Origin of the sequence: Actinoallomurus sp. NPDC050550 (assembly GCF_040655075.1) — a bacterium.
Classification (GTDB): domain Bacteria; phylum Actinomycetota; class Actinomycetes; order Streptosporangiales; family Streptosporangiaceae; genus Actinoallomurus.
On record NZ_JBFAJC010000008.1, the window covers coordinates 145984 to 159449 of the forward strand.

Below are 13466 nucleotides of genomic sequence, written 5' to 3' on the forward strand. Positions count from 1 at the left end.
CGACTTCTTCGCGGCGTCAGTCCCACCTGGTTCCGGCGGGCACCCGGAAGGTGGTGTTGATGCGGTTGAAGAAGTTGGTGATCGCCACCATGAGCACCAGGGACGCGAGTTGCCGCTCGTCGTAGTGCCTCGCGGCCTCGGCCCAGATCTCGTCGGTGACCGCGCCGGGCCGGTCGGAGAGGCGGGTCGCGGCCTCGGTGAGCGCCAGCGCGGCCCGCTCGGCGTCGTCGAAGAGCGGGTTCTCGTACCAGGTGGCGACGGCGAGCAGCTTCTCGGCGCTGACACCGGCCTTGCCTGCGGTGCCGGCGTCGGCACAGGCGCTGCAGCCGTTGATCTGGCTCGCGCGCAGATGCACCAGCTCAAGCGTCTCGCGCGGTACGCCGCCGGCGTACACCTCCTTGAATATCTGCTGGACGCCCGTCGTGATGTCGGGGTGGCTTGCCGCGTTCTGGATGCGTGCTGTCATCTCTCCTCCAGGGAACGGAGTCGGTGGACCCGTGGACGGCACTACGACGTACGGCCGCAGCGGAAGGTAACGCCGGCTGAGGAGTTACCTTCCAAGCGCGCGATGCGTCCTGGTAGTGGCACCGCCGTACGTCGAGGGGAACCATGACCGAAGAGGAAGAGCTCGCCGCGGAGTTCGAGACCCAGCGCTCCTATCTCCACGCGATCGCGTTCCGCGTGCTCGGCTCGCACGCCGACGCGGACGACGCCGTTCAGGAGGCGTGGCTGCGGCTCGCACGGACCGGTCGCGGTGACATCGAGGACCTGCGCGGCTGGCTCACCACGGTGACCGGCCGGATCTGCCTGGACGTGCTCCGCAGACGTGGGGTGCGGGGCGAGCAGCCGCTCGAACTCGACGTCGGCACGCTTCCGCGGGAGGCGGTCGGCGACTCCCGGATCGATCCCGAGGCGGAGGCCGTGCTCGCCGAGTCCGTCGGTCTCGCGCTCTACGTCGTCATGGACGCCCTGACCCCGGCGGAACGGGTGTCGTTCGTGCTCCACGACATCTTCGAGGTCCCGTTCGACGCGATCGCGGCCATCCTCGGCCGGAGCACCGCGGCTACCAAGATGCTCGCCAGCCGGGCCCGGGGGCGGCTGCGATCGGGCACACCCACGGCCGACGCCCACGCCGCGGCCCGCGACGTCGTCGACGCGTTCCTCGCGGCGGCCGGCCGGGGCGACGTCGCAACACTGCTGACCGTTCTCGCACCCGACGTCGAGCTGCGGACACAGAGTCCAAAGGGGACCGTCGTCGTCCGCGGCGCGCGCGAGGTCGTGGCCCAGTCGAGGATAGGCGCGCGCCGGGACGCGCTGGCGCATCCGGTGCTCGTGGACGGGGTTCCGGGCGTTCTCATCACCATCGGCGGACGGCCGGTCACGGTCATGGCCTTCACGGTCGCGGACGGTGCCATCACCGCGATCCGCGGGCTGACCGACCCGGCCCGGCTGGGCCAGATCGTCCCATCGTGGGTCGCATGACCGTACGTGACGGCGTTCCCTCGGTTCTCGGTCGTCAGGCGCGGCTGTCGGCGTCGTCCGGTCCGGTGCCGATCACGGTGGGGAGCAGTCGTTGTTGGGCACGGCGAAGGTGGGTGCGCATGGTGGCCGCGGCGGCGTCGGCGTCCGCTTCGCGCAGGGCGTCGAGGACGCGCTCGTGCTCGCGGCACGTCGCATCGGTGATGCCCTCGCGGAAGTAGAGCCGATACAGGTGCGTGTGGGCGCGGAAGCGCCGCAGTGTGTCGGCCATCAGGGTGTTCCCGCCGGAGTTCGCGATGATGTCGTGGAAGAGCGCGTCCTGGTGGACGAACAGCCGTAGGGTCGCCCGGCTGCCGGCGCCGCCCTGTACCTTGCGCATCTCGGCGAGGGTGTCGGTGAGCGCCCGTAGGTCGTCCTCGCCGACCCTGGCCGCGGCGCGGCCCGCGGCGGCGGGCTCCAGCAGCAACCGCATCTCGAACAGCTCGTCGAAGTCCTTGCTGCCCATGAGCGGTGCGGCGGCGTAGCCGGCGTTGGGCCGCTTGACGGCCAGCCCATCGGCCTCCAGGCGCGCCAGCGCCTCCCGTACCGGCGTCGGCGAGACGTCCAGCTCCTGGGCCAGTGTGCTGATGTTGAGTTTGGCGCCCGGTTCGATGTCGTGGTTGACGAGCCGCTGCTCGATCGCCTCATAGACCGTGTCGGCGAGCATCTGCCGAGGCTGTATCAGCGTCATCGCCTCACCCTTCCATCTACCTCACTGCTCCCGTCGAGACGGTAGGCCGCGCGCTGCCCGCCGGCGACACGCTCGGGCGTCCACGTGCGTCACCAGGTCAACTTGCTCACTGATCCTATACGATCCATCTTGACCGACACTAGCGATCCTCGCATATCTCCTCTTGACGCCAACCCGCACCACCTACATACTCCTCGGAAAATATACGATCCTTGGAAAGGTGGTGGCAGATGAAGCGTCCACTCGCCGGACGGGTGCTGCTCGTCGCCGGTCTGTCGGCCGTGGCCCTCGCGGGCTGCAGCACCAGGGGGGCATCCAACGCCACGGGCGCGAAGGGCACGGAGGCCAAGGTCCCGCTGTCGAACGTGAAGGTCGCCCTCGTACCCGGTGGCGCACATCCGTACTTCCAGCCGTGGAAGACGGCCGGGCAGAAGGCCAAGACCGACTTCGGGCTCGGCCAGGTGACGTTCAACGAGACCGCCGAGTGGAACCAGGCCAAGCAGAACAGCCTGCTCGACACGCTGGCGGCTCAGGGGTACAACGCGTTCGGCATCTTCGGCGTCTCGCCGACCGACATCAACAGCACCTTCGCCGAGCTGAAGTCCAAGGGCTCCACGGTGGCCTCGCTGGGATCCTGCCCGGCCGGGGACGTCGACAAGGCCGACTTCTGCCTGGCCACCGACGTGGAGCAGGCCGCGTACAAGGCCGCGCAGGCCGACATCAAGGCCATGGGCGGCCACGGGAACCTGGTCCACCTCACCGGCAACAACGTTGACTCCAACACCCAGCGCCGGATCGCCGGCGTGAAGAAGGCGGTGGCGGAGACCAACGGGCAGGTCAAGCTCCTCACGACGATCACCGACGTCGACACGGACCTGCAGACCGCGCAGCGGGCCGTCTCCGATCTGCTCACCGCGCACGGCACACAGATCGCCGGGATCGTGACCACCGCCTACAACCCGGCCGTCGCCGCCGCGGCGGGGGTGAAGCGCAACAAGCTGCCCATCAAGGTCGTCGCCATCGACGACGACCCCAAGATCCTCTCCGGAATCTCCGACGGTTCCGTGGCCGCGACCGTCACCCAGAACCCGGTCGGCCAGGCGTACGTCGGGTCGTGGGCGCTCGGTCGACTACGGAGCGGGGCGTGCACCGTGCGCAACCCCGGCACGGTGATCGACTCCGGCTCCTTCGTGGTCACCCGCGACAACGTGAGCACGTACGACCAGGAGCGGCAGACCAAGACGCAGCAGCTCCTCAAGGCTTTCAAGGACACTGTCCTGTCCTGCTCGTGAGATGTGCCCACGGAGGGAGACCAGCGTGACCAAGATCGTCGAAGCGACCGCCTTCCTGGTCGACGTGGAGGTCGAGACCGAGCGCACCGACGCGGTGCAGGCGTTCCTCAAGCAGGAGACCGTCTTCGTCGAACTGACCACCGATGACGGGAACACCGGGCTCGGCTACTCGTACACGATCGGCACCGGCGGCAGTGCCGTACTGGCGATGCTGCGGGAGCATCTCCTGCCTCGCCTGCCGGGGCAGGACGCTCGGGAGATCGAGTACCTCTGGCACGACCTGTTCGCGTCCACCCGCGCCACCACGGTGGGGGCGATCACCTCGCTGGCCCTCGCGGCGGTGGACACCGCACTGTGGGATCTGCGGTGTAGACGCGCCGGTGAGCCGTTGTGGCGGGTGGCCGGCGGATTCCGCGCGCAGGTGCCGCTGTACGACACCGAGGGCGGCTGGCTGCACCTGTCCACCGACGACCTCGTCACCGGCGCACTCGCCTCCCAGGCCGCCGGTTGGTCGGGCATCAAGGTGAAGGTGGGCAAGCCCCGGATCGAGCAGGACGTCGAACGGCTGCGGGCGGTGCGCGACGCCGTCGGCCCCGGGCTGGACATCATGGTCGACGCCAACCAGTCGATGACCCGTGCCGAGGCGCGCCGCCGTGCCGCCGCGTTCGAGCCGATCGGCCTCGCCTGGCTCGAGGAGCCGCTTCCCGCCGACGACATCGAGGGCCACGTGGCGCTCGCCCGTTCGACCTCCATCCCAATCGCCGTCGGCGAGTCCCTCTACTCGATGGCCCACTTCCGCGACTACCTCGCTCGCGGCGCGGCCTCCATCATCCAGGTCGACGTGGCTCGCATCGGCGGGATCACACCCTGGCTGAAGGTCGCCCACCTCGCGGAGACGTTCAACGTCGACGTCTGTCCGCACTTCCTGATGGAGCTGCACGTCAGCCTCGTCGCCGCGGTGCCCAACGGACGCTACGTCGAGCACATCCCGCAACTGCGCGCCCTCACCCACGGCGAACTGCGCGTCCAGAACGGCCACGCCATCGCCCCTGACACGCCGGGACTGGGCATCGCCTGGAACCGTGACGCGATGGCCGACAGGAGAACGGCATGAGTACCTCGTCGACCCGCGAGACCGAGCGGGACCGGCCGGACGGTCCGGCACCCGAAACGGCGATGCCCGCCCGCCGGCTGACGGCCGGAGCGTCCCAGCGGATCGGGCTCCTGGTGGCGATCGCGGCTCTCGTGGTCTTCTTCGGTTCCGCTCGGAGCTCGTTCTACAACCAGCAGTTCAGCATCTTCCCGCTGTTGCAGGACATCGCCATCTTCACCGTGGTCGGACTGTCCCAGATGGCCGCGCTGTCGATCGGCCACATGAACCTGGCGGTCGGACGCATGGCCGCCTTCTCCGCGATGTTCATGGGTTTGGCCTTCCAGGATTGGCATCTTCCGTTGTACGCGGGACTGGCGGTCGGGCTGCTCGCCGGCGCCGCCATCGGAGCCCTGACCGGCTGGGTGATCAGCACGACCGGGGTGAACTCGTTCGTGGTCACCCTGGCGATGGACTTCGCGCTGCTGGGCCTGGTCTCGTTGGTCTACTCCCAGTTCACCACCGCCGCGGCGTTCACGGCGAAGCCCGTCGGCATGGAGGGGCTGCGCACGTACTCGCTGGCGGACCTCTGCGCGGGCCCCGTCTGCGGCTCGCCCGCGGTGCCGCAGATCCTGCTGTTCACCGTCGTCGCGATGCTGCTGGTCGGCTACCTGTACGCCAGGAGCCGGACGGGCCGCGAACTGCTCCTCGTCGGCTCGAACATCACCGCGGCCCGGCTGTCGGGCATCCCGGCCGGGCGGCGGGTCGTCTTCGCACACGCGCTGTCCGGGACGCTCGCCGCCCTCGCGGGCTTCATGCTCGCCGTCACGAGCGGCTCCTTCACCGCGGGCATCGGCGCGGAGTTCATGATTCCCTCCTTCCTCGGCCCGGTCCTCGGCGGCACGCTGCTCACCGGCGGTGGCGTCTCCGTGATCGGGACCCTGCTCGGCACCTCGCTCGTCCAGGTGATCCATCAAGGGCTCACCACCATGGGCATCGGCCTGGAGAGCCTGAACATCTACCTCGGCGTGATTCTGCTGCTCGCGCTGTCCACCGACCGCATCAGGTCTCTGGTCGTCACGCGAAGGGCGGCGGCAGCCCGATGAGCGCTTCCGCACGCGGCCGGGCCACCCGGTTCACCCGCTCCGCCGAGATGACGCTGCTCGTCGTCGGCGTGCTGGGATCCGCCGCTCTCGTGGCCGGTTCCCACGGCAGCCTGCTGCACGGCAACGCCATCCGCGGCGTACTGACGTATCTCACCGTCCCCGTCCTCATCGGGCTGGCCCAGCTCGTGGTGCTGGCCGTCGGCCAGATGAACCTCTCGGTCGGTGCGCTCGGCGGCTTCCTGGCGGTGGCCATCGCCGTGCTCATGGCCGACCACGGTGTGCCCGCCCCGGTCGCGATCCTGGTCGCGCTGGCCGCCGGCACTCTGCTCGGCGCGGCCAACGGACTGCTGGTCGTGGCCACCCGCATCAACGGGTTCATCGTCACCCTGGCGACGATGACGATCCTGGGCGGCCTGCAGTACCGGCTCGCCGGCACGCGCACGATCGACCTCGGCTCATCCGGCCTCACCCGGTTCGGCGACATGTCGGTGCTGAACATCCCGGTGATCTTCCTGCTCGCGCTGGCCATCGCCGGGCTGCTGGCCTTCTTCCTGCGCCGAGTGCCGACCGGACGCCGCATGCTGGCCAGCGGCGGCAACCCCCTGGCCGCACGGCTGTCCGGCATCTCCAACGACCGCAGCCTCATCGTGGCCCACGCCCTGTCGGGGCTGATCACCGGCATCGCCGCCGTCCTCACCGTCGCCTCGGCTCCCGGAGTCAACGAGAGCATCGGCGGAGACTGGCTGCTGCCCAGTTTCGCCGCCCCCATCATCGGTGGCGCGGCGCTGGCCGGCGGCTCGGTCTCCGTGCTCGGCGCCGTGCTCGCCGCGTTCATCGTCCGCCTCGTGGACGTCGCGCGAGCGCAGTACTCCCTCGACCCGAGCTGGGTCAACTTCACCGTAGGGGCCATCGTCCTCGGCACCGTCGTCATCGGCCGGATCCGGCAGGCGCGGCAGGCCAGGAGCACGCCACGACGATCAGCCGGGGCCACCGGGGACAAGTACGTACCAACGGCCAGGAGCACATCGTGACCGACAACGCGGCGGCCGCCGTCACACCGCCGGCCCTCCTCGCGGACCGGCTCGTCAAGACCTTCCCCGGCGTACGGGCGCTGGACGGTGCCACCCTGCGCATGGAGTCCGGATCGGTGCACGCGTTGCTCGGCGAGAACGGCGCCGGGAAGTCGACCCTCATCAAGGTCGTGACCGGGCTCTATCGGCCCGATGGCGGCGGCCTCGCGGTGCAGGGACGGCCGGCCGTCTTCTCCTCCCCGCACGACGCGGTGCGGGCCGGGATCTCCGTGGTCCACCAGGAGCGCAACGTGATCCCCGAGTTCTCCGTCGCCGAGAACATCACCCTGCGGCAGATCCCGGTACGAGGCCGCCTGGTGGACCGCGACCAGATGCGCCGGCAGGCCCGCCGATGCCTGGACCTCCTCGACGTGGACCTGGACGTCGACGCCCCGGTGAAGACGCTCTCACCGGCGCAGATCCAGTTGGTCGAGATCGCCAAAGCGCTCTCGACCGACAGCAGGGTGCTGTTGCTGGACGAGCCGACCTCGGCGCTCACCCTCCAGGAGACCGAACGGCTCCTGCAGGTCATCGGGCGCCTGCGGGATCAGGGCACCGCGATCCTGCTCGTCAGCCACAAACTGGAGGAGGTCTTCGCCGTCTGCGACACCGTCACGGTGCTGCGCGACGGCGCCTCCGTACTCGAGGCGGCACCGGTCGCCGAATACACCAGGGACGAGATCGTCGGCCTCATGGTGGGCCGCAGCCACACCGGCGACGCCTTCGCCCCGCGTACGGTCGACCCCGACGGCCCCCCGGCACTGGAACTGGACGCGATATCCACCGCCGCCGGCCACCGGAACATCTCCCTCGACGTACGCCGCGGGGAGATCGTGGGCCTCTACGGGCTCGTCGGCGCCGGGCGTACCGAACTGGCCAAGGCACTGCTGGGCCTCGATCGGGTGGTCTCCGGAACGATCCGCGTGCACGGCGAGCCGGCCCGCATCCACGACGTGGGCCAGGCCCTGGGCCGCCACCGCATCGGCTATGTGCCGGAGAACCGCAAAGAGGAGGGGCTCTTCCTCGACCAACCGCTGACGAGGAACATCGCCGTCACCGTATGGGCCCGGATCCGGCGAGCCCTCGGGTACATCCCGCCGCACCGCGAGCAGGACCTCGTACGGGAGTACACCGAACGGCTCGGCATCCGGACCGCCGGACCCCGGCAGCTCGCCGGGCAACTCTCCGGCGGCAATCAGCAGAAGGTCAGCCTCGCCAAGTGGCTCGCCGCGAAGACCGAGATCCTCATCATCGACGAGCCGACCGTCGGCATCGACATCCGGACCAAGGCCGCCTTCCACCAGCTGATCTGGCGACTGGCCGCGGACGGGCTCGCCATCCTGCTGATCACCAGCGACCTCTCGGAGATGGTCACCCTCGCGGATCGCATCACGGTGATGCGCGACTTCGAGATCGCCGGCGGCGTGCCCAACAACCATGAGTACGAGCCGATGAGCCAGGCCGTCATCCGGCTCATCCACGGTGCCGCATCCGGCCCCGTGGTGGGGACGAGGTGAACGCCGTGCCACCGCGGGGCCGCGCTTCGGGCCTCTCCGGCCTGTTAGGGCAGCGTGGCGAAAGAGTCGGCGTGTGTGGCAGCGGTGCCCGCCCTGATGAAGGCGGCCGTGATGGCACTGTGGGCTCGTCCTGCCCTGGCGGCCGTGGTGCCTTCGTCTTCATTCGGTACTCTGCCGAGCCGGTCGGGCGTTTCAGTGAAGAAATCCGCGATTGCCAGCCGGGCAATCTCGGCGCGCGACACGTTCGGCTGCGGACGCACGCGGGTCTGTGTCGCCGCGTATGCCGGTGCTGCCGCCCCGATGATCACGGTAGCCAGTGCGGCACCTGCCAGGATCGTCCGTGTCATTCCCATTTTATCCCCCAGGTATTTGGCGGAGCAGGGCTCTGGTCTGCTCCCGGCATCGCCACCTTTCGGTGATTACCCAGATATGCCGCCCGTGTCGACGTGGTCGGCTCAACTGGAGAAAGATTTACTCGACATTATTTCCATAGATCATTACATCTCTATTTGGCGGCTAAATGGGATTAATTACCTTCGTGCGCGCAAGAAACGCCGCGCTGTGGGGCCACGCTCCGCGACCCTTCCCGCGGTTACGGTGAGATGGGACGCGGAGCGCATCGTGCCCGGGTCGGACGGGGCGGTCAGGCGGGGCGGGGGCGGCGGTCGGTGCCGCCGCAGTCGAACTGGCCGGCGATGGCGGCGCCACCGCCGACGGCGGACAGTGCCTCCACCCGGACGTACCGGGCCGTCGCGGGCTTGAACCGGGTGTGCTTCAGGGTGTGGTCGGCGGCCCAGGTGCCCTTCGCCACCGGCCTGAAGGTCGTGCCGTCGACGCTGACGGAGACGCGGAAGGCGGTGATGTTCCCGGTGGTGACGAACTCGTCGAACGAGTACGGGGTCGCCGTGTCCTGCCGGGGCAGGTAGGTGAGCGTGTCCAGGCCCGCGTAGCGCCGCCCCAGGTCCAGGGTGATCGCCTGCGGCAGCGGGTCCGTGGTCGTCCAGAGGGTCTGGTCGGCCTGGCCGTTCCAGCCGTAGTCGCTGTGGCCGTCCACGGCCTTGGCCGCGTCACCGCTGGTCGCGGTGGCCGACACGGGCGTGAGCGGATGGCGCAGGACGTCCGGCTGGGCGGGCAGCGGTGGGCGGGAGAGGTCCGGCCGCCAGCGACTCCCGACGTCCTTCAACACGGTGACGACGGTGTCGTCGAGGAGGCCGTCGGTGTTGGGCGGGCAGTTGAGGATGAAGGTCGCGTACCGGGGTTCGAGGACCTTCAGGTGACCGTCGACGATCTGGTCGGCCGACAGCAGGTTCGACGGGGTCGACGGGTGCCAGAACCAGCCGGACGGCGAGATGGTCTGGCCCTGGGAGGCGGCGTAGGTGTTGCCGGGCGGGCAGAAGACGCCGCCCTTCGGCTCTTCGAAGAACAGCAGCTCAGAGTGCCACGGCACGGTGAGCCCGTTGAGGTCCAGGACGAGGCAGTCGGGCTGGATCGAGGCGACGTGCTCGCGGATCTCGGAGAACGGCAGTGACTGCTGGCCGAACGCCCAGTGCCACGCCCACCCGTCGAAGATCAGGACCGGGATCCGCCCGTACCGGGTGAGCAGCTCGGTGAGCTGGTTCTTGACGAACTCGATGTTCGCCCGGGTGATCGGCGGGTGGTCGTCGAACCCGGACGGCCCGACGCCGTTGGTGCGGTCCCAGATCGAGAAGTACAGGCAGGGCGTGACGCCGCGGGAGCGGAAGGCGTCCATGTACTCGCGTACGATGTCGCGTTTGACCGGGCTGCTTGCGACGGAGTACTTCGTGTACTTCGACGGCCACAGGCAGAAGCCGTCGTGGTGCTTGGCAGTGAGTACCGCGAACCGCATCCCGGCGGCCTTGGCGGCGTCGGCCCACTGGCCGCAGTCCAGCTTGGCCGGGTTGAAGGACATCGGGTCCTGTTTCGGGTCCACCCACTCGGCGTCGTGGAAGGTGCCCATGTTGAAGTGCAGGAACATGCCGAAGCGCCAGTCGACGAAGCGGCGCTGCAGCGCATGGCGGTTGCCGAGGGACGCGGCGGAGGCGGGCGCGGCGGTCAGGGGGAGGGCGGCCGCTCCGGCCGCCGTGGCGGTGGCGGCCAGGAAGGCGCGCCGGCTCGGGATCTGCGAGGTCATCGGTCGATTCCCTTTCCGGGCCCGTGGCCGGGCGGCGACCCGGCCACGGGTCCGCGGAGATCAGCGGGGGGAGGGGGAGGGAACGTCGGACACCGGCACGCCGCCGCGCTCGTTGTCGAGCGCGACCAGGCTCACCGGTGCGGGCGTCGCGTCGGTACGGGCGACGACCGCGAGGGCGAGGGTGTTGCGGCCGTGCTGCCGGAGCAGGCCGGCGGGCAGCGTGAAGTCGGTCTGCGGTCCGATGTCGCCGCCGTACTGGCCGAGGTTCCAGCCGTTGAGGAAGATCTGGACGCGGTAGCCCTTGCCGACCGGGCCGCCGAAGCGCAGGACGATCGGCACGTCCTGGCCCTTCGGCAGGTCGAGGCGGAAGGAGGTGCGCTGCCAGGTCACGCCGGGCGCGACCTGGGAAGCGTTGCCCGCCGCCCAGGACCGGTCGTCGTAGGCGGGCAGGTGCCAGCCCGCGCGCTCGCCGTACAGGCCGCCGTTGTTCAGCGGGCCGCGCGTCCGGTCGACCAGGTTCTCACCGCCCCGGGTGCCCTGGATCTTCCAGGAGATCGGGGCGGTCGAGCCCTCGACGGAAGCGCCGTACAGGCCGCGCGGCTGCTTGAACCGGTTGTCGTCGGCGATCCAGTCGTCGTTGTGGCCCTGGTTCTCCACGAGCACCGACAGGACGGCCGGCTGCCCGGCCTTCACCAGGCCCGCCGGGATCGTGAAGTCACCACGACCCGGGTCGGGGTTGACCGGCGAGTCGGAGTCGGCCTGGACGCCGCCCATGGCCGAGCCGAGGTACCGGCCGTTCAGCCAGACGAGGTAGGAGCCCCGCTTGCCGGTGAAGGCGTTCAGCGACACCTTCGTCTCCCCGCCGGTGCCGGTGAACCGGCCGCGGTACCACACGTCGCCGTAGTGGTAGCCGTAGTCGTCGGCGTACAACACGGTCGGGGTCTTCGGCTTCAGCGGGCTCTCGGTCGTCGTCTTCGACGCGTTCACCCAGCCGGAGTCGTCGAAGCCAGGCTGCGCCTCGGGCGCTTCCGTCTTCGACCGCCAGCCGGTCAGCGCGGGCAGGTGGACGGCCTGCGGGCCGGGCAGCGTGCCGAGCAGCGACCCGCTCGCGGTCACCCGCGTCCGTACCGGCGAGCCGTTCACGACGAGGTCGCGGGCGTCGGCGAACACCTCGACGTCCTCGGCCTTGGCGGTGTCGGCGCGCAGGTACGCGGTTGCCCCGGCCACGGTGGCGGAGCGGACGAGCGACGTGCCGCGCACGAGCGCCGGACCGGCCTGCCAGAACTTCGCCGCCTCGGCGTCGGTGCCGAGCAGGAGCAGCAGCGGACGGCGTCCGCCACCGCTGATCAGCACCCGGGCGAGCCCGGAGTGGGTGTAGTCGAGCCGCAGGTCACTACCTGAGTACGAGGCCTTCACCGAACCGGCGAGGACCTTCACTGTCGGCTGGGAGGAGTAGCGCAACACCGTGGAGCCCTGCGTGCCGTCGGTGCCGTACAGCACCGCGACGTCCCGGCCGCTTACCGTCGTGTGGGTCATGAGCTCGGAGTTCGACCAGACGAGCCGCTGGCCGCCCAGGTCGTACCCGGCGATCAGCACCTTGGCGTCCCGGCCCTTGACCCGTACCGGCACGGAGTAGCGGCCGTCCGGCGTGGTCCAGTCGAGCGTGGCCGAGTCGTCGGTGGTCGCGGCGTGGTCACTGTGCCGGACCAGCACGAACTGCGTGTGCGTGTCCGGGTTGGCCCGCGCGACCGTCTCGATCGCCTTGTCCGAGGACGCCGGAGCGGTGACCGGGTCGGTCTTGGTCAGCGGCGCGACCGAGCTCAGGAAGAGGTTCTGCCGCTTGAACTCGTCGTACTTGTCGCTCAGCAGCCGGTTCTCGGTGATCGCCGAGCCGTAGTCGTAGGAGGTGTAGACGTCGTTCGGCTGGGCCAGCCAGCCCCAGTTGGTGCCGCCGAAGCCCATGTAGTAGTTGAACGCCGTCGCGCCGGACGAGATGAGGTTCGACTTGTAGAAGAACTTCATGAACTTCGGGCCGGTCAGCTCCCGGCACTTGTCCATGCCCGCGTTGTCCGGGTCGATCGAGCCGCCCTGGTACTCCGCGGCGAACACCGGGGTGTCGTCGCGCAGCCGCTCGGTCAGGCCCGCGCCCCACGGCCCCCAGCTCGTGTCGGCGTTGGCACAGTCGAAGCCCTGCGGGTAGTCGTCCACGCCCGGGATCTGCACCGCGCCCTGCCCGGACGCCCACGTGGAGGTCCACGAGGCGGCGTCGCAGCAGTCGTTGGTCATCGTCGGCACGTCGATGCCGTCGGCGCGCGCCTTCTTCTGGATGTCCTCCATGTACGCCGCGTCGGTGTTCATGGCGTACTCGTTCTCGACGTTGTAGAGGATCACCGAGCCGCCGCGCGTTATCTGGTGCGGCGCGATGATCTTGTTGATGTGGCCGAGCCAGTCGCGGTACGCGGCGGTGTAGCCGGGCGCGCTGCTCCGGGCCCGTCCGGGCACGTTCTTCAGCCAGGCGGGGAAGCCGCCGCCGGTGGTCTCGGCGTTGATGTACGGCCCCGGGCGCGCGATGACGTACAGGCCGGCCTGCTGGGCGATGGTCAGCAGGCGGTTCACGTCACGGACGCCGGTGAAGTCGTACACCCCGGCCTTGGGCGAGTGGTACGCCCAGTCGAAGTACAGCGAGACGGTGTTGAACCCCGCCGCCTTGTACTTCTCCAGCACGTCGCGCCACAGGTCGGGGCTGGGCAGCCGGTAGTAGTGGAACTCGGCGGACCGCAGCAGCACGCGCTGTCCGTCGATCGAGACGGAGTAGTGGTCGTACGTCACCCGGTGCCTGGGCGCGGCGGCCGCGCTCGGCGGGGAGACGGGGGACACCGCGAGCGCGAGCGACGCGATGACGGCGGTGAGGAATGCGAGGAGTCTGACTTTCACGAGCCGGGCCTCCGGTGGCGGTGGTAAAGCCGGAAACGGACGGTCCCCCGATGGACGGGACGCCCCGCCCCGCGTTCCTGGGGCTGGGACGGGGCG

General features: G+C 69.7%; 11 protein-coding genes. 6 read left to right on the forward strand and 5 right to left on the reverse strand.

Annotation, left to right across the window (positions count from 1 at the left end; translation table 11 throughout):
- Positions 1-16: 16 nt before the first annotated feature.
- On the reverse strand, positions 17-466 hold the full coding sequence (locus AB0I04_RS14005; protein ID WP_360883516.1) for a carboxymuconolactone decarboxylase family protein: 450 nt from the start codon (positions 464-466) through the stop codon (positions 17-19).
- Positions 467-609: 143 nt separating this feature from the next.
- On the opposite strand from AB0I04_RS14005, the gene AB0I04_RS14010 reads away from it, so the two are divergent.
- Positions 610-1482 carry a sigma-70 family RNA polymerase sigma factor gene (locus AB0I04_RS14010; RefSeq protein WP_360883519.1) on the forward strand — a complete coding sequence of 291 codons (873 nt, stop codon included), beginning with the start codon at positions 610-612 and terminating at the stop codon, positions 1480-1482.
- 34 nt (positions 1483-1516) lie between these two features.
- Here the strand turns inward: AB0I04_RS14010 and AB0I04_RS14015 are convergent, their stop codons facing one another.
- Positions 1517-2209 (reverse strand): GntR family transcriptional regulator, encoded by a 693-nt coding sequence (locus AB0I04_RS14015; protein WP_360883522.1) that lies wholly within the window; start codon positions 2207-2209, stop codon positions 1517-1519.
- 230 nt (positions 2210-2439) lie between these two features.
- Between AB0I04_RS14015 and AB0I04_RS14020 the strand changes: the two genes are divergently transcribed.
- The 5 genes from AB0I04_RS14020 to AB0I04_RS14040 are packed head-to-tail and all read left to right on the forward strand — an operon-like array spanning position 2440 to position 8284.
- Entirely contained in the window at positions 2440-3501 is a 1062-nt protein-coding gene (locus tag AB0I04_RS14020; RefSeq protein WP_360883525.1) for a sugar ABC transporter substrate-binding protein, read from the forward strand.
- 25 nt (positions 3502-3526) lie between these two features.
- Positions 3527-4615 (forward strand): mandelate racemase/muconate lactonizing enzyme family protein, encoded by a 1089-nt coding sequence (locus AB0I04_RS14025; RefSeq protein ID WP_360883528.1) that lies wholly within the window; start codon positions 3527-3529, stop codon positions 4613-4615.
- Positions 4612-5697, forward strand: a complete 1086-nt coding sequence (locus tag AB0I04_RS14030) for an ABC transporter permease (RefSeq protein WP_360883532.1) — start codon at positions 4612-4614, stop codon at positions 5695-5697. Before AB0I04_RS14025 ends, AB0I04_RS14030 begins: the two co-directional genes overlap by 4 nt.
- Positions 5694-6728: an ABC transporter permease gene (locus AB0I04_RS14035; RefSeq protein WP_360883535.1), complete on the forward strand. Its 1035-nt coding sequence runs from the start codon at positions 5694-5696 to the stop codon at positions 6726-6728. The genes AB0I04_RS14030 and AB0I04_RS14035 overlap by 4 nt, the downstream gene beginning before the upstream one ends.
- Positions 6725-8284, forward strand: a complete 1560-nt coding sequence (locus AB0I04_RS14040; protein WP_360883538.1) for a sugar ABC transporter ATP-binding protein — start codon at positions 6725-6727, stop codon at positions 8282-8284. Before AB0I04_RS14035 ends, AB0I04_RS14040 begins: the two co-directional genes overlap by 4 nt.
- 44 nt (positions 8285-8328) lie before the next feature.
- Here the strand turns inward: AB0I04_RS14040 and AB0I04_RS14045 are convergent, their stop codons facing one another.
- From AB0I04_RS14045 to AB0I04_RS14055, 3 genes are all read right to left on the reverse strand, one after another.
- The gene (locus AB0I04_RS14045; protein ID WP_360883541.1) at positions 8329-8631 is read right to left on the reverse strand and encodes a hypothetical protein; all 303 of its coding nucleotides are present in this window, start codon (positions 8629-8631) and stop codon (positions 8329-8331) included.
- A 296-nt stretch (positions 8632-8927) separates the two neighbouring features.
- Positions 8928-10436: an alpha-L-fucosidase gene (locus AB0I04_RS14050; protein WP_360883544.1), complete on the reverse strand. Its 1509-nt coding sequence runs from the start codon at positions 10434-10436 to the stop codon at positions 8928-8930.
- A gap of 60 nt (positions 10437-10496) precedes the next feature.
- Complete coding sequence (locus AB0I04_RS14055; RefSeq protein WP_360883547.1) at positions 10497-13370, reverse strand: beta-galactosidase; 2874 nt, start codon at positions 13368-13370, stop codon at positions 10497-10499.
- Positions 13371-13466 lie beyond the last annotated feature (96 nt).

Coding starts and splice junctions, on each gene's coding strand:
- AB0I04_RS14015 (WP_360883522.1), bottom strand. CDS start 2,209: ATGACGCTGATACAGCCTCGGCAGATGCTCGCCGACACGGTCTATGAG.
- AB0I04_RS14010 (WP_360883519.1), top strand. CDS start 610: ATGACCGAAGAGGAAGAGCTCGCCGCGGAGTTCGAGACCCAGCGCTCC.
- AB0I04_RS14020 (WP_360883525.1), top strand. CDS start 2,440: ATGAAGCGTCCACTCGCCGGACGGGTGCTGCTCGTCGCCGGTCTGTCG.
- AB0I04_RS14030 (WP_360883532.1), top strand. CDS start 4,612: ATGAGTACCTCGTCGACCCGCGAGACCGAGCGGGACCGGCCGGACGGT.
- AB0I04_RS14050 (WP_360883544.1), bottom strand. CDS start 10,436: ATGACCTCGCAGATCCCGAGCCGGCGCGCCTTCCTGGCCGCCACCGCC.
- AB0I04_RS14005 (WP_360883516.1), bottom strand. CDS start 466: ATGACAGCACGCATCCAGAACGCGGCAAGCCACCCCGACATCACGACG.
- AB0I04_RS14035 (WP_360883535.1), top strand. CDS start 5,694: ATGAGCGCTTCCGCACGCGGCCGGGCCACCCGGTTCACCCGCTCCGCC.
- AB0I04_RS14045 (WP_360883541.1), bottom strand. CDS start 8,631: ATGACACGGACGATCCTGGCAGGTGCCGCACTGGCTACCGTGATCATC.